Source organism: Flavobacterium pectinovorum (genome assembly GCF_900142715.1).
Taxonomy (GTDB): Bacteria; Bacteroidota; Bacteroidia; order Flavobacteriales; family Flavobacteriaceae; genus Flavobacterium; species Flavobacterium pectinovorum.
Genome location: NZ_FRBX01000001.1, coordinates 593,714 through 611,276 on the forward strand (window position 1 = coordinate 593,714; position 17,563 = coordinate 611,276).

Sequence of the window (17,563 nt, forward strand, 5' to 3'; positions counted from 1 at the left end):
ACCCTTATTTTTAAAATAAGGGTTGAATTATTTAGATTAAAAAGATTAACGTTGCACGTTTCTGATAATTACAGTCTGACCGCCTTCTTTATTTGTATTAATTCCTGAACCATCTGCATTTTTAAATGCATCGCTTTGCCACGTATGAGGATGAATATTTACCGTAAAAGTATCCGGAACACCAATAATTTCTGAGATATCCTGCATTGCACCAAATTCCCAGCTTCCAAATCTCATTTCGCCTGTTTGATTGTACAATGTATTCCACGCTGTATCAGTTCTTTTATGGTTCATGTTTAACCAAGGCTTATTTTGTTTTGAAGCAATATTATATTGCCAGATATAAGAATCGTGTTTGGCATCGGCATAATAGCTGTCACCATCTTCCTGAATGTAAACGTAATTTTCTGTAACACATAGATTATCAGGATTAATGATTCCCGTTCCTGGAGTACTGTCACCTTCAACAGCCAGTTCTAATGTTCCTTTTAAAGGATCATTGGCATCCATTTTTAATTTATAAACTCTTCCCCACATTGTGTAGCCTTCAACAGGAACGTTTGAAGTTGCCTGACCTGTAGCCGTAAAATAAACTTCTCTATTATTGCTTGCACTACCTTTTCTGTAATCAACGTCTTCGACTCTTGAAAAACGGATAGCACCCAATGCATTTACAGTTGTATTAATTACAGCACCGGTTAAGTTTTTAGCATCCGGAATTTCGACAAATGAAACTGGGTATGAATTGTTTAAAGTCATTGTGGTTTCTACCTGATTTCCGTCTGTTCTTTTTAAAGCATACAATTTTCCGTTAGTTAGATCACCAACAGTATTGCTCATATACATAATTAACTGACCGGCACTTGCGTGAGAAGTAGCATAAGATTGATCTTCACCAATAATTATAACTGTTTTCCCCGGATAAGCTTCCTTTGTTAACGGAACTGCATTTTCCATAGCCGCTTTTCCTAAAGCAGGTAAAACTCTGTCGGTTCTGCTTTTGTCTGTAGACAATCCCAGAGGATTAATTCCGTGAACCATACTTTCCTGACCACTTTCTCCAGCTGTTAAAAAGATAGGGCCAAATCCATGAACCTCAGGAGTTACCAAAGTTGCAGAACACAAACGTGTTAATCCGCCAATTCCATCTACAAGATAATCTCCTTTTACAGGTTTAAACGTTTTATCAAAATAAACTCGTGAAACCGATTGCAAAATTTCGTGATTTGTAATCATGATGTAACCTTCTCCGGTCGGATTTTTCATTAATCCCGCACCGTCAGGCTGCGCACCGTAAATAAAAGCTGGCGATTCTGGTAAAACATCGGTAGTACTGATTAAAGTACTGATTTTAAGATTTTCGAAGCCAGTCATTGGATATACAAAAGCTGGAACTTTTGAATGTGATGTAAAATCAATATCTGCATTGACATCGTTAGAAGAGTCTTTTGAATCATCATTTTGGCAGCTAATTACAGAAAGTCCTGTAAATCCCAGTAATGCTACTGATTTTAAAAAGTTAAATTTCATAATAGTTTGTTTTTTGTTTTTTAACAAAGCTATCTTTCAAAATCAATATAGATGTTATGCTAGTTTTTTCTTTTTGCTAATAAAAATAAGGTATATATTATTAAATAGTAAATAAGTGGTACTAAATGTAAATTTTAGCTTCATAAAAAAATGTGAATTATTTGAAAATCTGATTTAAATTAATTTCTTTTTTCTCTTTTAATTTCTTTACAATTTTCAAAAACGCAATGGCAGTAATATAAGCGTCGCCTAAAGCGGTATGCCTGTCTTTTTTTGAAATATCAAATTTATCAGCAAGATCATCTAAAGTATAATGATCCTTTCTTTCAAACAAATGCGATTTAATTAAAGTCTTTTTATACAAATGTGCTGTATCTAAAGTTTTGTTCGTTAAAGCAGGTAAATCATTTCTTTCCAGTGCTTTATTAATCATTGTAATATCAAAAATAGTGTGATGTGCAATAATAATTGAATCGCCTAAAAAAGTCAAAAATTGCTGTAAAGCTTCTAATTCATTAGGACGTTTTAAGACAAAATCTTTCAAAATACCATGAATCTGAGCAGTCGATTTGTCGTAATGATCTTGTTGAATGTAAACTTCAAAACTATCCTGAATCGAGATCATATTATTTTGCAAAACCAAGGCGCCAATGCATAGTATTCTATCATTGTCATAATCAAAGCCTGTAGTTTCTGTATCTAAAACAACAAATCTCGTTTCTTCAATACTGATATTTTCATCAAATAAATTATCTTCTTTTTTCCAAAAATTAAATAAACTCATATTTATACCACATTTGAAACATTAAATCTAACACTAATTAATTCCTGAAGTTCCTTGATCGTTTTAAAAGTCCTTTTGAGTTTTATTTTTTCCATTTTTGATAAAGATTCCAACGCTATAAATTGACCCGAATCATTATGTAAAAGCCCTTGTTTCGTTCTAAATTTTAATAACGCTTTAAATGAATAAGAACAGGACAAATACAGCTCTCTATTGTTGGGTTCCAGTTCTGCCAATTTTTCAAAACGTTCGGCAGTATTACTAATTGATTTTACAGAGTGTGATAAAATCAAAACTCGTGCTGCATCAGTTAGCGGCATTAAAGCACGTCTTTTAATATCAAAATTATCCTTATTTGCACCGTCTTGTTCTACCAGAAATTGTCTAAAAAAGCCCGTAGGCGAAGGACTCTGTAAAGCGCCGCTCACTAAGTGAACATAAAAAATAGGGTTTGCTTTTACATTTTCAAAAATAAATTCAGAAAGTTCATTAGTAATCTCTGTATCACCATAAGTAACACTATAATCAAAGAAAATAAAAGAGAGTAAAACCTCATTTTTTCCCGGATTCGTAATCCAATGATGCACCTGGGTTTTCCATTCATCCAGACTCAAACACCATTTTGGATTTGAGGCCATCATTTCTGCAGGGCAATAATCGTAGCCAATATCAAAAAGACCTTTATTAACAAGAGCGGCAAATTTTAAAAAATAGACTTTTGTTTCATCCCTAAAAACTTCCGAAACATTTTCATATACAATTGCATTATCCTGATCCGTATGCAGCATTTGCTCGCTTCTTCCTTGGCTTCCAAGTGCCAGCCATGCAAACTTTACAGGTGGCGGACTGCTCATTTTTTCGATACAAATTTCAATAACGCGCGTTGTACAAGCTTCGTTCAATTCGGTTATGATTTTTGAAATCAATGTCATCGGAATATTTTGATCTAAATATCCCTGAAGCAATTGCATAATTCTGGCACGAATAGGTTTAATTTCCTTTGCTTTTTTAGCTCTTTTTAAAGCTTTTATCAAAACAGCAGGATTATTGCCCAACGCCACCATTACATCATGTTTAGATAAAATACCAACGGCTTTCGTATTTACAGTTCCGTCTTTTGTAAGACATAAATAGTTAATGTTGCTTTTCATCATTGCCATTTGCGCCTCTGTAACCGTCATTTTTTTAGGATACGTAACCACAGGCTTCGTCATAATCGTTTCGGCCGTAGTCAGGATCGAATAATCACCGGTGACAATCTTATTACGCAAATCTTTATCGGTAATAATACCAATCGGAAGCATTTCATCAACAATCAAAATTGCACCAACTTTTTTCTTATTCATGATTTTCGCAATATCTCTCGCTGTTGTCGACGGACTGCAAGTCACAATTTTCTTCGAATATTTTATAGGCTGTAAATCGAAAGAATCTTTTGTAGAATGTAAATTGTCGTTTCCTAAATCGTCACCGTATAATTTATCTTTATGAATATCCGAATAAGGATTGCGAGTATTTGAAGCGTAACTTTCAATCAGGAAATTACCAACATTTCTGTTTTCCAGCGCATACGGCTTAAAAACAGCAATTGGAATCGCATAAAGAATACTTTCTTCATGAGCAACGGCTTCCATAATATAATTTTCCTGTGCCAAAAGCGGACGCAATCCAAAAATATCACCTTCATCACACATGTCCAAAACATTGTTTTTAGAACTTTTTTTAAGCGCAATTGCCCCTTTATGAACCACATAAAAAGAATCGTGCGTTTTATCATTTTCTGCAAAAATAACAGCGTCTTTATCTTTGTAAACAATAGAAATTTGCTCAGATAATTTTTCAAGATCCTTTTGATGCATAAAATTAAAAGGCGGATAATCCTTTAAAAAGTCGGCAACTCTATGTGAAATCGTGTTTTTCATGTGTAAGATTTGAGTTGTAATTTAACATTTAAAATAGAAATGTAAAAGAAACACGAATAAAATATTTATGTTTTACAAAAAAGGCACAAAAACACCAAGATATAAACTTTGCGTCTTTGTGCCTTTGTGGCAGAATTGGTAGTTTATTTAATCAATTTTATAAACCTTCCCACGTTGTTTTTCTTCAGAACCTACCATTCCAAATTCAAAAGTATATGAATCTTTAGAAGTATTTAAAATCTTCATGCTGATTGCTTTTTCCTCAGCCATGTTTTTTGGGTGTTTTTTCTGCAAAACATATTCGCAATCACTTACCCAGCGAATTGTTGATGTGTCTGTTTTTCCTTCAAAAGTCTCTATTTCAATATTGTCTTTACGCTCAAAAACGGTTGTTTTTTTAACACCATTTACTTCAAACTCAAATTTGAATTTTCCGGTTTTAAAATCTTTGCAATTGTGTTCTGCGTTATAACAGGAGAATAATGTGACTAACGGTAAAAGAAATATAATTTTTTTCATTTTAAATATAAGTTGTTTTTTTAGGAGCTGTTTCCTGCTTTCCATTTCAATCTTTTTGTTTTTAAAGAAAAAACAAAAAGGATTTCCATTGCAATCAGGGCTAGAAATATATAGGGTAAATTAGAAATATAGTGGCTATCGAAACAAAAAATATATTTATAAAGAACAGAAAATATAAATTTCTTCTTCTTTTTTCATTGGTTTGTTCATCAGATAATTTTGTTTTACAAAACTTAATCAGAATCCACCACCAAAGACCACCTAAATTAGCATGATATTCGATCATTTCAATCTCTTCAATTCATCATCGGTAAAGTTCTTGATTTCTTTTTCTTTGGCAAACTTTTCAGCATTGTAATTTCCTGATTTATTTTTCGGAATCGATAAACTATCCCAATCTCCATTTTTCAATTGTTTGGCATAAAAAACAATTTGCCCAACATGATACGGATAATGCGCCAATTGACGATTTATGGCTTCAATAACAGTATGTCCTTCATTTCGAATATAAATAATATCCGAAAGCTGTTCTGGGTTCAAACCGTTTAATGCACCAAGAAAACAATCCCAGCCTTTGTTCCAAACATCGAGAACTTCTTCTTTAGATTGTAAATCATTTTCAAATTCAGCATCACGGTTACGCCATTCTTTTTCACCATCTGATGTTAGAAAGTCTGTCCAGCGCGATAACATATTACCGGAAATGTGTTTTATAATTGTTGCAATACTATTGGTGTCCTCATTTACAGAAACAAAAAGCTGTTGCGGTTCTAATTGGTCGATGGATTTTTCGCCAAGCATTTTATAATATAAAAACTGCTTTTTAACGCTTTCTAAATAGGATTCAGTTGCTTCCATAATTTGGTGTTTAAAGAAATTAACATTTCGCTCCGATGGAGCTGTTAGCAATGGATTTGTTGTTTCCTATAAATATATTTCCCCGCCGGGGTATTTTACTTTTATTAGAAAATTATAATCAAAACTGTTAAAAACATACTCCTTTAGGAGTATAATATTTATAGAAAATCATTTATTTCAAGTGGATTTAGCCTCGTAGAGGCGGTATAATCTAACGAAAATCAAACAATTTTAATATCATATTTATCTAAAAGCCCAACAATTCCATCATTAGAAAATTGCGCTTTCCTCATCGGATTAAATTCCGGATCTATTTTATAATTATAGGCAGTTTTAAAATTTACCGCAGCCAATTGTGTATCGTTAAAAATAGCACCTTCCAGATTGCAATTATCAAAAACCGAACTCGTTAAATTGGTTCCAATGAAAGTTACTTCTCTAACCGAACAATTTATAAACTTGGTTTTAGGCATTTTTTTATTCGAAAAAATGGCATAATCCAAAGTGCATTCTTCAAAATAAACCTGAAACAAAAAATCATCACATTCGTTAAAAGCGATTCCAAGAAGTTTACAATTTTTGAAAGTCACATTCTTCAAACTCGTGCTGAATAAACTTGTCATAGACAAATTACAATCAATAAATTCACAGTCTAAAAAAGTGTTATAACCAAAATTACTGTTTGAGAAATCACAGTTTTTAAATACACAATCTTCAAACTCCCGATTGTTTATTTTTTTGTCGATGTAAACGACTTTCTCGAATGTTTTCTGAATGTGAATTAGGCTTTCCATGAATGTTTTTTAGATTTTTGAGGGTGTATTATATGTTATTTTAGATTGCTAAATACACCAAATTATTTCCTTGCCCATTTTTTAGCAATTTCTTTGGCTTGATCTTCAGTATAAAATTTACCTTCTTTTATATTTTTTAATGAATTTTCAATTTCTAAATTGTAATTATCATTAACATCTTTTTTTTTTCGGTTTTCATTCTTCTCCAATTCATATGTTTTTTTAAGATACAAATTAGTCATTAAACAAACCCTTCATAATAATTTTCAATCCATAAAAAATCAAAAACATAGCACTTAAACAAGCTACAATTCCAATTCCTAAAACCAGATAATGCCAGTTTGTATGCTGATTCATAAATGCATTATATATTAAAGAAGGCCCAATAAATAATAGCGGCAATGAACCCGATAGATATTTAACTCCTTTTCCCAATAACTCTTTATTTGTTGCCATTTTAAAATTTTGTTTTGAAAAGTTTCAGGTTTCAGGTTTTTTTAGTTTCAGGTTTTACTTTGCGAAATCTTTGTCAAAGTTTAAAACTTTGACAAAGATCGACATCAACTTTGCGATCTTAAAAAACTTTTTTTAACTTAAAGCTTTGTGATCTCTGCGAATCCCGATTGCTATCGGGATTGCGAACTTTGCGGTAAAAATCATGCAGTTAAGCAAACATTCTAGATAAAACCTTTTTATTTATTATAATTATCTACAGCATTCCTAACGCTGCCATATTTTTTCAATAATTCTGATCCTTCTTCATACGAAACCGGAATTTCTCCCATAATCATTTTTACGCCACGATCTACCAATTTGATGTTACTCAATTGCATATCAACCATTTTATTTCCTTTTACTTTTCCAAGCTGAATCATGGCTGCAGTCGAAATCATGTTTAAAACTAATTTCTGAGCAGTTCCGGCTTTCATTCTCGAACTTCCGGTAACGAATTCAGGACCAACCACAACTTCAACAGGAAACTGAGCCGTTAAAGCCAGCGGACTTCCCGCATTATTGGTAATACATCCCGTAAGGATATTATTTTGATTGCAAGTCTCTAAACCACCAATAACATAAGGCGTTGTTCCAGAAGCAGCGATCCCGATAACGACGTCATTTGCGCCAATATTATTAGCCTGTAAATCAATCCAGGCTTGAGTTGCATTGTCTTCCGCATTTTCTACAGCACGACGAATTGCGGTGTCGCCACCGGCAATAATTCCGTTTACTAAATCAAACGGAACACCAAAAGTTGGCGGACATTCTGAAGCATCAACAACGCCTAAACGCCCTGAAGTTCCAGCTCCGATGTAAAAAATTCTTCCTCCTAATTTTAATTTAGCAACAACTTGAGCCACTAAAGCTTCGATTTGAGGAATTGCTTTTTCAACCGCATTTGGAACGGTTTTGTCTTCATTATTAATATTAATAAGCAATTCATGAACCGACATTTTTTCTAAATGTTCGTATTTTGATGCTTGTTCTGTGGTTTTTATAAACGTCATTTTTTGTCGAAATAGTTATCCTCCAAAATTAAACTTTTTTATTCCAAATCAGGAAAAAGTACAAGCCAAACTCATAAAGATTTTTAATCTTTTTTTGTTGACTTTTCTTTTGAGGAAACTAGTTTTAGAATCTTGTTAAAAGAACTAAAATATTATATTTGTTAATTAATAAAAGAGAATGGATAAATTAGATTTTCTGCAAGGGATTGGTAAGATCTCTGTTTTTGTTTCTTTACTGCTGGCCTTTTTTTTATTAACGGTTAAAACCGAAAATAAATTGGCGAACAGATTATTTGCCTGGTTCTTTATTTTCTCGGCTGTCGATCTCAGTGGATTTTTTATTACTACTGTAACGAGAACTCAATTAAATTGGGAGATTTTCAGGTCAACTGCATGTTTATTCGGAATGCCTTTGTTTTATCTTTTTGTACTAGCGGTTTGTTATTCTGATTTTAGACTACAATGGAAACATTTAGTGCATTTACTGCCCTTTATAGTTGTCAATTTAGTTTTTATTCCAGGAATTTATTTAAACCTTGACACAGATAAAGATACTTTTCTTTCAAGGTTTAATCAATTGCCTGAGATTTATTTTATCCAGATTTTAATTGAATTTCAATATATATTTTACATTGTCAGCGTATTTTTGATCTTAAAAAAATATCGTGATATCTATTTAGAAAATTATGCAAATCCGAGTGCAGCAACTTATAAATGGCTTTTTCAGATTACTTGTGTGTTTCTTACTGCACATTCAATTGTGGCATTAAAAAATGTATTGCGTTACAGCGGATTTAGGGAAATATTTGTTTGGGCAAATGTACTTGTAGGAAGTATCGCTTTGTTTATAACCTGTTGGTTTATAATGAAAGCGCTCAATCATCCAGAACTTTTTAGAGGAGTTAATTCTAAACTAAAACTAACAAAAGAGATTCTGCCGGAAGTTGATGATAAATCTGTTTCAACAAATGTTCAGGATGATTTGATTACGGGTCAAATTTCGACTTTGAAACAATATATGGCGGAGAAAGAACCTTTTCTTGATCCGTCGCTTACGATTCAGGAATTGGCCAATCAAATTGATATTCCGGTTCGGGATTTATCGGTTTTGATTAATCATAAAATGGATCAGCACTTTTTTGATTTTGTGAATGAATATCGCATTCAAAAAGCAATGAATATTTTGAAAGATCAGTCTAAAAATCAGCTTACGGTTTTAGAAATTTTATATGAAGTAGGTTTTAACTCCAAATCTTCGTTTAATACTTCTTTTAAAAAATACACGAATTTAACGCCGACAGCTTACCGAAACGCTTCATAATAAAGGGTTTGTAAAAAGTCGTACGTCACACGCAATAAAGTCGAACCAAATTCTTCAATAGAAAATGGTTCGACTTTTTTTTGTCGGTCGATTCCGGAAAATTTCTAAGGCAACTTTGCTTCAAATTAATCGAAACAAGTTTAAAAATTAGAAATCATGAAAAAAGCAAACCTCCTTATCTTTTTATTATTGCCTTTATTTTGTATAGCACAATCAACATTAAAATTAAAAGGAAAAATAACAAACGAAATAGCTTCCTTAGAATGGGCTGATGTTTCAATATCAAATTTAGAAGGTAAAATTATTGACGGAACGACAACCAAACAAGATGGAACTTTTGAATTCAATGTTAAAAATGGTTCTTATAAAATAAATATTAGTCTTTTGGGATTTGAAGAATACGAAAAAGAAATTTCAATAGAAAAGGATATTGATTTGGGAACCATCATCCTAAAAGAAAATACAAACAATTTAGTCGAAGTTGTCGTTCAATCCAAAAAGAAAACAGTCGAACAGAAAACAGATCGTTTGGTTTACAATCTTGAAAATAATGTTACTAATGTTGGAGGAGATGCGTTAAGTGCTATTAACACCGCGCCTGGCGTTGTGGTGCAGAATAACACGATCAATATATTAGGAAAAGGAACTTCGCGAGTTATGATTGATGGAAGAATGATTGAATTAGCAGGAGAAGAGCTGAATAATTTCTTAAAATCGATATCGGCAAGTGATATTAAGAATATTGAAATTATCAGCAATCCGCCGGCAAAATATGACGCTGAAGGAACTGGCGGACTGATTAATATTATTATGAAAAAAAGAGTTCGTGATTCCTGGAAAAATACGACGACAGTTTCTTACGATCAAAACAAATTTGGTGTTTCTACTTTAAGAGATAATTTCTTTTACAATAAAAACAAGTTTAGATTTTCTGCCAGCGTAAATGCAAAAACGGGTTATATAAATGCTACTGACGATTTAAAGATATATTTTCCTGACGGACTTTCGCATATGAAAAGTGTAACGAAGGTAAAAACGGAAAACCTTTCCGGAAAACTGGCTTTAGATTATGACCTTTCTGAGCGTACTACGATTGGTTTTCAATATTTGAATGACAGAAACAATCCTGATTTTAAATCGGATATTTCGATTCATAACTACAATACTCAAAATCAATTGGACAAAATTACGTTGAATAAAAGTAATACCGATAGAGGATCAGGAAATCAAACTTATAACGCACATTTGATCACTAAACTGGATTCTTTAAAAAGAAAACTATCTTTTGATGTGGATTATTTTAATTACGATTCAAAATTCGACAGAAATTTTATAGCTAATAATTATACGCCAGATATGATATTTACAGATGTAAATCAGGCGGGAAGAAATGTTTCGAATCAGGATATTGAAAACTGGAGTTTTAAGGCCGATATGGAACATCCGCTTCAAACGATCAATTTGTCTTACGGTGCCAAAATGAGTTTTACAAATAGTATTAGCGATATACTTTATTACAATACAATTACAGGAACACCGGAACTTGATCCTAACCAATCAAACCGATTTAAGTATACCGAAAATAATCAGGCAGTTTATGTTAATGCAGATAAAAAAATCAATGAGAAATGGAATTTTCAATTGGGATTGAGATTGGAAAATACTCAAACTACAGGATTTTCTGAAACGCTGAATCAGGAAACAGAGAATAATTATTTGAAATTGTTTCCAACATTTTATGCTTCTTACAAGAAAAATGAAAATAATACATTCAGTTTAAATTATGGAAAAAGAATCAACAGACCTCGTTTTGATTTATTGAATCCGTTTAGAATTTACATTAGTAGTAATAGTTATTCTGAAGGAAATCCTTTTTTGAAACCTTCTTTTAGTGATAATTTTGAGTTTGCGCATTCGTATAAAGAAATCCTGAGAACAAGTGTTTTTATTAATTCTGTTACAAATGGTTACGGTGTTTTATTTACTTCAAATCCTGAAACAAATACACAAATTGTAACACGTGAGAATTATTTTAAAAATTTGAGTTACGGAGTTGGAGAGAGTTATTCGGCAACTTTTGCAGATTGGTGGTCAAGCGAAAATTCATTATACTTTTTAGGGGCAAAAACTGAATTTATTAAAGATATCGATGCCACGCCATCAAATAGTTTACAAATTGATTTTTCGACAAATAATACTTTTATATTAGGGAAAACTACAAAGCTGCAAATTGACTTTGAGTACAGCACACCTTTTAAAAGTGGTTTATATGAAATAGGATATACGTCTAGCTTTGATATTGGTTTTAAACAGGATTTGTTTAATAAAACGATGCAGATTGCATTTTTAGCAAATGATATTTTTAATACGTCTTACTTAAAAGATTTTACTTCTGTTGTTAATGGTGTAAAACAAGTTTATGACCAAAAAGAGAGCAATCGATTTGTACGTTTGTCTCTGGTTTATAATTTTGGAAACAAAAAGATTAATGTGAAAGAACGTGCTTTTGGAAACCAGGAAGAGAAAAAGAGAACTGGAAACTAATTAGATAATTAGAAAATTAGTCAATTAGAAAATTGAATTATGAAAATGGATGCACTGGATGTTCTTTTGTTTTGTTGCGTGAGGGATAGGAGCAATCCGCCGCGGCGGAGCGGATAGCCCGACCGAATTTGCGAAAGGCGCTCATAAGCGGCTTGTTAAATAGCGCCTTTTGTGAATTTGGTCACGCCCTTATTATAATAGAAATGCCAATAAAATTCCGAGAACGATCATGGAGACTTTGGCGATATTGAATTTATGTCCTTCGCTGCTTTCAAAAATAATTGTTGACGAAATATGGAATAAAATACCAATTACAATGGCTGTAATTTCAGTATAATAGTGATTTAAAACGGGTAAATATTCTGAAGCAATTGTACCAAGCGGCGTCATAATGGCGAAAGTAAGCATAAAAGCAAAAATGGCTTTTTTGTTTAAACCTGCGTTGATGAAAAACGTGGTTAAAATCACGGCAATTGGCAAATGATGAATCGCAATTCCAACCGCTAAACCATGATGATGGCTTACCGGAAAACCTTCAAGAAAAGCATGAATGCACAAACTAATAAATAATAACCACGGAATTTGAGACATTTGTGCATGCCCGTGAACGTGTCCGTGTTCGGCACCTTTTGAGAAAAACTCCAGAATGATCTGAAATAAAATCCCAATCATAATAAATAAACCAATATTGTGATTGTGAGATTCGTAAACTTCAGGCAATAAATGCATTACGGTTAACGATAATAAAAAAGAACCACTAAATGCCAACAATAGTTTTAGATTGGTTTTGTTTTTTGGTTTTAAAAACAAAGCCACAGCATAGCCCAGAAGTACAGAAAATAAGGGTAATAAATAGTTCATCTTTATTGTTTAATCGTTGATTCGTTTAATCGGTTAATTGTTTTTTTGCTTAGCGATTAAACGGTTAAACAATTAAACGATTCACCAATTTATTTAAAAATCATGATTAATCGTTCGCTTTCGGTTTTGTGGAATTTTTTGAGTTTGTAGTCTCCAAAAATATCCAATAGAAAAATTCCGGCTTCGGCCATTAATTCTTCAAAGTCTTTTAGGGTTAAAGCTTTTACTTTTTCGGTAAAATGGTATTTTCTGCCTTGATCTTCAAAATCTATTTCCTTAAAAATATGACCGTCCTGAACATATCTTTTTATTTTAAAATCGATGTCTTCAACAGTTTTAGTTTCTTCCGGCACCAGGGTTTCAATTACCTGATTAACATTCATGAAATCAATTACGGCAAAGCCATATTCTGATAAACTTTCCTTAATGGCTTTTAAGGTTGTTAGATTGTCATCGTCACTTTCGAAATAACCAAAACTGGTAAACAGATTAAAAATTGCGTCGAATTTTTCTTCAAAAGGTTCGCGCATATCATGCACTTTAAAATGCAGGGTTTCGTTGCTGTTTTTATTGGCTTCGGCAATACTGTTTTCAGATAAATCGGCTCCTAAAACATTAAAACCAAGTTGATTTAAATAAATAGAATGGCGCCCTTTTCCGCAAGCTAAATCAAGAACTTTTGCTTTTTCGGGCAGGTTTAAATAATGCGTAAGATTATCCATAAAAATCTGCGCTTCTCTGTAATTTCGGTCTTTATAAAGAATGTGATAATACGGAGTATCAAACCATGATGTAAACCAGTTTTCTGTGTTACGCTCCTGATTTGGTGTTGATGAGTTTGGTGCTTCAGACATTTATTCTATTTCAATTAATTCAAAGTCCGGCAAATTTAGTGTATTTTTGCCGAAAAATAACTATTTCGTGACGATACCTGAATAATCAGATGTGTGTATGCGATCGGAGTTTTTTTTAAACAAAAATAAAGATGGAAGAAAATTTTAGAATGATAGCCAAATGTTTTTTTGGTTTTGAGGAAATATTAGAAAAAGAATTGCGTGATCTTGGTGCGCAGGATGTCGAGAAAGGGGTAAGGATGGTGAGTTTTAAAGGTGATAAAGGTTTTATGTACAAAGCCAATTTATCGCTAAGAACAGCACTTAAAGTTTTAAAACCAATTTACTCATTTAGAGCTAATAACGAACAGGCTTTATATAAAGGAATTTCGGGTGTAAACTGGTCTAAGCTATTAAACGCCAACCAAACTTTTGTTATTGATGCTACAGTGCATTCAACATATTTTAATCACTCAGAATTCGTTTCTCAAAAATGTAAAGATGCAATTGTGGATCAGTTTAGAGAAAGAACGGGACAACGCCCAAGTATTGATAAAGCTTTTCCTGATTTAAGAATCAACGTTCATATCGATAAAGATCAGGTTTCGGTGGCTTTGGATACTTCAGGGAATTCATTGCATCAGCGTGGTTACAGAACGGCTACGAATATTGCGCCAATCAATGAAGTTTTGGCAGCAGGAATTTTGTTGTTATCAGGTTGGGAAGGTCAAAGTCACTTTTTAGATCCAATGTGCGGATCTGGAACTTTCCTTGCAGAAGCAGCTATGATCGCTTGTAATATTCCGGCAAATATCAATAGAAAAGAATTTGCTTTTGAAAAATGGAAAGACTGGGATAATGATTTATTCGATCAGATTGTAAACAGTTTAATGAAAAAAACAAAAGAGTTTCATTATACTATTAAAGGTTTTGATAAAGCTCCGAGTGCTGTTAACAAAGCCAAAGACAATATCAAAAATGCGAATCTTGACGATTACGTTACTATTTCTGAAGATAACTTTTTTGATACCGAAAAAGCTGTTGAAGGAAAATTGCACATGGTTTTCAATCCGCCTTATGATGAGCGTCTGGATATTCATATGGAAGAATTCTACAAAAATATTGGTGATACTTTAAAGAAAAGTTACCCGGGAACAAATGCCTGGTTTATAACAGCAAATCTTGAAGCATTAAAATTTGTGGGATTAAAACCTTCAAGAAAAATCAAACTTTTCAACGCAAGTCTTGAAGCCCGTTTGGTAAAATACGAAATGTACGAAGGAAGTAAGAGAACAAAGTTTCAGGTTTCTGAATAAGATTCTGAGATACTAAGATGCTAAGGTTCTAAGTTTTTAGCTTCGCTTTATAATTACTAATGTAAAAACTTAGCACCTCAGAGCCTTAGAAACTTTAAAAAAAATAATTTAAGGTTAAGAATTTAAGTTGCTAAATAAAAACTTAGCAACTTAGCATCTCAGAACCTTAGCAACTTTAAAAAAAATGTCAAAACTACAAGTAAGAGCTTTTTTATATCAATTAGGATGTTTCGCGATTTTATTTATTTTAGGTCGCTTTTTGGTAGCAACATACACACAATTAACCGGACTTTGGATTCCGATGACGGCTTTTATTGTGGCGACTTTGATTTCGCCTAAATTTCAGGCGGTAAAAACCAAAGACGGTGAAAAGCTGTTTATGAAATGGATTTTTATAAAAGGAATTAGAGAAATAGGTTAATTTAATTAGCCACAGATTAAAGAATTATAAAATTTTTTATTTCACGCAGATTTTAAAAGATTTGAGCAGATTAATCTAGATAATTTATCTGCGTAAATTTGCTTAAATCTTTTAAAATCTGCGTGAAAAAATATTTACACAACGTTTTGCGGACTTAAATTGTGTATATACAACTTAAATCTTAGTGAACTCTGCGAAAAACCTTTGCGTTCTCTGCGTTAAAAATAATTAAGTAATATTTAAAAGATAGTTATTTATGAAGATAATTGGACTTATAGGCGGAATTAGCTGGGTTTCTACAGCAGATTATTACAAACTTATAAATCAGGGAATAAATGAGAAAATGGGAGATTTAAACTTCTCAGAATGTTTACTTTATTCTTTTAATTATGCTGATATAAAAAAGAATAACGAAAACAACGATTGGGATTCGACTTTTAAGATGCTTTTAAAAGGCAGCCGGTTTTTAAAAGCAGGTGGAGCAGAAGCCATTATTTTATGTGCTAATACAATGCATTTGATAGCCGACAAACTTGAAGAAGCTATTGATTTACCAATAATTCATATCGCTACAGAAACGGCGAAAGAAATTCAGAAGCAAAATCTTAAAAAAGTAGGTTTATTGGGAACCAAATTTACAATGGAACTGGATTTTTTTAAAGATAAACTTATCGCTCAGGGAATTGAAGCTATTATTCCGGAAAGTGAAAATGATAAATATTTTATTCACACCACCATTTTTGAAGAGTTAGGAAAAGGACTTGTAACTCCCGAAACCAAAAAACGTTATCTGGAAATTGCAAACGAATTAATAAAAAGAGGAGCTGAGGGTATTATTTTAGGATGTACCGAAATTCCGCTAGTGATTTTACCTGAAGATGTTGACGTTCCAGTTTTTGATACAACTCTGATTCATTCAAAAGCCGCAGTTGAATTTCAATTGTCTTAATTAAAAAATATAAAATTTAAAAGCCACTAATTCACGAATTAAATGATCAATTCATGAATTAGTGGCTTTTATTTATTTGTAAAAATTATTTCTTTGGACTGCTTTTTTGAATTTCAGGTATAATTACTTTTTTCTTATAAAGCGGAATAAAGTAAGAAACAGTATAGTTAAATCCAATTCCGAAATTACCATCATACGTTCTGTTGAAACCTGGAATATAAAGATTGTCAAAGCCATCAGGTGTTTTATTGGCTACCAAAAGCTTTAACTGAACAGAGAAACCTACGAATACATTATTAAAAACTTTTGCTTTTAAACCTGCTGTAACTTCAAGCCATCCTGCTGTTAAGCCGTCAAATTTTTGTCCCGCAGCAATTGCAGGTTCTTCACCCCAATAAGGATTTGCGTTATAAATTTTATAACTGTTCAATTGCTGACTAAAGGTACTAAAACCACCACGTAAACCTATGCTTATGATGTTTTCCATATCAAGCCAGTTTTGGTATAGGTTATAATCAAAACCACCTTTAATATATGTCCCGGTTGCGGTAGAATTTAATCTGTCGTCGTCTGTAGTTTTATCTTCAAAACCAAGTTCTGCTGCTATATAGTATTTTTTCGTTAAACGAAAATCACCTACAATTTCAATTCCTTTATAATCTTTATCATATAAACCACGGGTTAGTTTATACAAATCGACACCCACGCGCAAACCATAACGATTTGTTTTTGGAGGAACAACAGTATCGGTTTTTGCTTCCTGAATTACTGGTTTCGTTGCAGCTTTTGATTTTTCCTGAACGATTTTTTTTGTTGCTGTAGAATCTTGGGCGTTGACCAAAAACATTGAAAGCAATAAGCAAATACTAAAAGTATACTTTAATGTGTGTTTCATCTTCGTATTCAATGTTAAGATTTATTGGGGCGATATTTTGCATCCATAAACCATCACTGGTAGGATCTGTTTGTTCGTAAGGTGTTTGAGTATCCAGTTTAAAAATAGTTTTAAAACCACAAGCTCTTGATACATACACATTTTGCCTGGTATAATTAAATTTTAATTTATCAGTATTAACCAAATCTGCATTTGTATTATCTGAATTTAAAATAAAACTATAAGTGACTGTATCTTCATCTGTTTTTAATGGAATACCAATAGAATCACCGCTGGTAATGTACTTTTCATCATCAAGAGCACTTTTGTTGAAAACGATTCCTTCCGTTTGTCCGTCGCCAATTACTTTTAATCTTGTTACTTTTTTCTTTACAGTTGGATTATTAATATCGTAAAACGAAATTATTAATCGGGGAGTGGTTGGTGTATTTGCGTCACAAATATCATCCTTCTCGCAACCTGATAATCCAAAAGCAAAGAGTAATAAAAATGAGATTATTTTTTTCATTTA

18 protein-coding genes are annotated in these 17,563 nt (G+C 32.4%); 5 read left to right on the forward strand and 13 right to left on the reverse strand.

Annotated features, from left to right (window positions below):
* Positions 1-45 precede the first annotated feature (45 nt).
* From BUE22_RS02340 to murQ, 9 genes are all read right to left on the reverse strand, one after another.
* A complete protein-coding gene (locus BUE22_RS02340) occupies positions 46-1,530 on the reverse strand; it encodes an alkaline phosphatase PhoX (protein WP_073393510.1) in 1,485 nt (494 codons plus the stop codon).
* Positions 1,531-1,687: 157 nt separating this feature from the next.
* Positions 1,688-2,314 carry a 3'-5' exonuclease gene (locus BUE22_RS02345; RefSeq protein WP_073393512.1) on the reverse strand — a complete coding sequence of 209 codons (627 nt, stop codon included), beginning with the start codon at positions 2,312-2,314 and terminating at the stop codon, positions 1,688-1,690.
* Between the two features lie 2 nt (positions 2,315-2,316).
* Positions 2,317-4,236 (reverse strand): DUF294 nucleotidyltransferase-like domain-containing protein, encoded by a 1,920-nt coding sequence (locus BUE22_RS02350; protein ID WP_073393514.1) that lies wholly within the window; start codon positions 4,234-4,236, stop codon positions 2,317-2,319.
* 147 nt (positions 4,237-4,383) lie between these two features.
* Positions 4,384-4,755 carry a hypothetical protein gene (locus BUE22_RS02355; protein WP_042564570.1) on the reverse strand — a complete coding sequence of 124 codons (372 nt, stop codon included), beginning with the start codon at positions 4,753-4,755 and terminating at the stop codon, positions 4,384-4,386.
* Positions 4,756-5,037: 282 nt separating this feature from the next.
* A complete protein-coding gene (locus BUE22_RS02365) occupies positions 5,038-5,613 on the reverse strand; it encodes a DUF1572 family protein (RefSeq protein WP_073393516.1) in 576 nt (191 codons plus the stop codon).
* Between the two features lie 221 nt (positions 5,614-5,834).
* Entirely contained in the window at positions 5,835-6,407 is a 573-nt protein-coding gene (locus BUE22_RS02370) for a pentapeptide repeat-containing protein (RefSeq protein WP_042564152.1), read from the reverse strand.
* 62 nt (positions 6,408-6,469) lie between these two features.
* Positions 6,470-6,616, reverse strand: coding sequence for a hypothetical protein (locus BUE22_RS23650; RefSeq protein WP_159438454.1), 147 nt, complete (start codon positions 6,614-6,616; stop codon positions 6,470-6,472).
* Positions 6,617-6,641: 25 nt separating this feature from the next.
* Positions 6,642-6,863 (reverse strand): DUF6095 family protein, encoded by a 222-nt coding sequence (locus tag BUE22_RS02380; protein WP_073393518.1) that lies wholly within the window; start codon positions 6,861-6,863, stop codon positions 6,642-6,644.
* Between the two features lie 236 nt (positions 6,864-7,099).
* Entirely contained in the window at positions 7,100-7,912 is an 813-nt protein-coding gene (gene murQ / locus BUE22_RS02385; protein ID WP_042564155.1) for an N-acetylmuramic acid 6-phosphate etherase, read from the reverse strand.
* Between the two features lie 178 nt (positions 7,913-8,090).
* On the opposite strand from murQ, the gene BUE22_RS02390 reads away from it, so the two are divergent.
* Complete coding sequence (locus tag BUE22_RS02390; protein WP_073393520.1) at positions 8,091-9,233, forward strand: helix-turn-helix domain-containing protein; 1,143 nt, start codon at positions 8,091-8,093, stop codon at positions 9,231-9,233.
* 156 nt (positions 9,234-9,389) lie between these two features.
* Positions 9,390-11,777 carry a TonB-dependent receptor gene (locus BUE22_RS02395; RefSeq protein ID WP_073393522.1) on the forward strand — a complete coding sequence of 796 codons (2,388 nt, stop codon included), beginning with the start codon at positions 9,390-9,392 and terminating at the stop codon, positions 11,775-11,777.
* A gap of 192 nt (positions 11,778-11,969) precedes the next feature.
* Here BUE22_RS02395 and BUE22_RS02400 read toward each other — a convergent pair whose 3' ends face one another.
* Together BUE22_RS02400 and BUE22_RS02405 are read right to left on the reverse strand one after the other, a co-directional pair.
* A complete protein-coding gene (locus tag BUE22_RS02400) occupies positions 11,970-12,638 on the reverse strand; it encodes a ZIP family metal transporter (RefSeq protein WP_042564158.1) in 669 nt (222 codons plus the stop codon).
* 89 nt (positions 12,639-12,727) lie between these two features.
* Positions 12,728-13,492: a class I SAM-dependent methyltransferase gene (locus BUE22_RS02405; RefSeq protein WP_042564159.1), complete on the reverse strand. Its 765-nt coding sequence runs from the start codon at positions 13,490-13,492 to the stop codon at positions 12,728-12,730.
* Between the two features lie 131 nt (positions 13,493-13,623).
* On the opposite strand from BUE22_RS02405, the gene BUE22_RS02410 reads away from it, so the two are divergent.
* From BUE22_RS02410 to BUE22_RS02420, 3 genes are all read left to right on the forward strand, one after another.
* Positions 13,624-14,787 carry a THUMP domain-containing class I SAM-dependent RNA methyltransferase gene (locus tag BUE22_RS02410; RefSeq protein ID WP_042564160.1) on the forward strand — a complete coding sequence of 388 codons (1,164 nt, stop codon included), beginning with the start codon at positions 13,624-13,626 and terminating at the stop codon, positions 14,785-14,787.
* A gap of 184 nt (positions 14,788-14,971) precedes the next feature.
* A complete protein-coding gene (locus BUE22_RS02415) occupies positions 14,972-15,208 on the forward strand; it encodes a hypothetical protein (RefSeq protein WP_042564161.1) in 237 nt (78 codons plus the stop codon).
* A gap of 256 nt (positions 15,209-15,464) precedes the next feature.
* A complete protein-coding gene (locus tag BUE22_RS02420) occupies positions 15,465-16,157 on the forward strand; it encodes an aspartate/glutamate racemase family protein (protein ID WP_073393524.1) in 693 nt (230 codons plus the stop codon).
* Between the two features lie 85 nt (positions 16,158-16,242).
* Here BUE22_RS02420 and BUE22_RS02425 read toward each other — a convergent pair whose 3' ends face one another.
* A complete protein-coding gene (locus BUE22_RS02425) occupies positions 16,243-17,052 on the reverse strand; it encodes a DUF6048 family protein (protein ID WP_073393526.1) in 810 nt (269 codons plus the stop codon).
* Positions 17,024-17,560, reverse strand: coding sequence for a DUF6452 family protein (locus tag BUE22_RS02430; protein ID WP_073393528.1), 537 nt, complete (start codon positions 17,558-17,560; stop codon positions 17,024-17,026). The genes BUE22_RS02425 and BUE22_RS02430 overlap by 29 nt, the downstream gene beginning before the upstream one ends.
* Between the last annotated feature and the right edge of the window lie 3 nt (positions 17,561-17,563).

Coding starts and splice junctions, on each gene's coding strand:
- BUE22_RS02340 (WP_073393510.1), bottom strand. CDS start 1,530: ATGAAATTTAACTTTTTAAAATCAGTAGCATTACTGGGATTTACAGGA.
- BUE22_RS02345 (WP_073393512.1), bottom strand. CDS start 2,314: ATGAGTTTATTTAATTTTTGGAAAAAAGAAGATAATTTATTTGATGAA.
- BUE22_RS02350 (WP_073393514.1), bottom strand. CDS start 4,236: ATGAAAAACACGATTTCACATAGAGTTGCCGACTTTTTAAAGGATTAT.
- BUE22_RS02355 (WP_042564570.1), bottom strand. CDS start 4,755: ATGAAAAAAATTATATTTCTTTTACCGTTAGTCACATTATTCTCCTGT.
- BUE22_RS02365 (WP_073393516.1), bottom strand. CDS start 5,613: ATGGAAGCAACTGAATCCTATTTAGAAAGCGTTAAAAAGCAGTTTTTA.
- BUE22_RS02370 (WP_042564152.1), bottom strand. CDS start 6,407: ATGGAAAGCCTAATTCACATTCAGAAAACATTCGAGAAAGTCGTTTAC.
- BUE22_RS02380 (WP_073393518.1), bottom strand. CDS start 6,863: ATGGCAACAAATAAAGAGTTATTGGGAAAAGGAGTTAAATATCTATCG.
- murQ (WP_042564155.1), bottom strand. CDS start 7,912: ATGACGTTTATAAAAACCACAGAACAAGCATCAAAATACGAACATTTA.
- BUE22_RS02390 (WP_073393520.1), top strand. CDS start 8,091: ATGGATAAATTAGATTTTCTGCAAGGGATTGGTAAGATCTCTGTTTTT.
- BUE22_RS02395 (WP_073393522.1), top strand. CDS start 9,390: ATGAAAAAAGCAAACCTCCTTATCTTTTTATTATTGCCTTTATTTTGT.
- BUE22_RS02400 (WP_042564158.1), bottom strand. CDS start 12,638: ATGAACTATTTATTACCCTTATTTTCTGTACTTCTGGGCTATGCTGTG.
- BUE22_RS02405 (WP_042564159.1), bottom strand. CDS start 13,492: ATGTCTGAAGCACCAAACTCATCAACACCAAATCAGGAGCGTAACACA.
- BUE22_RS02410 (WP_042564160.1), top strand. CDS start 13,624: ATGGAAGAAAATTTTAGAATGATAGCCAAATGTTTTTTTGGTTTTGAG.
- BUE22_RS02415 (WP_042564161.1), top strand. CDS start 14,972: ATGTCAAAACTACAAGTAAGAGCTTTTTTATATCAATTAGGATGTTTC.
- BUE22_RS02420 (WP_073393524.1), top strand. CDS start 15,465: ATGAAGATAATTGGACTTATAGGCGGAATTAGCTGGGTTTCTACAGCA.
- BUE22_RS02425 (WP_073393526.1), bottom strand. CDS start 17,052: ATGAAACACACATTAAAGTATACTTTTAGTATTTGCTTATTGCTTTCA.
- BUE22_RS02430 (WP_073393528.1), bottom strand. CDS start 17,560: ATGAAAAAAATAATCTCATTTTTATTACTCTTTGCTTTTGGATTATCA.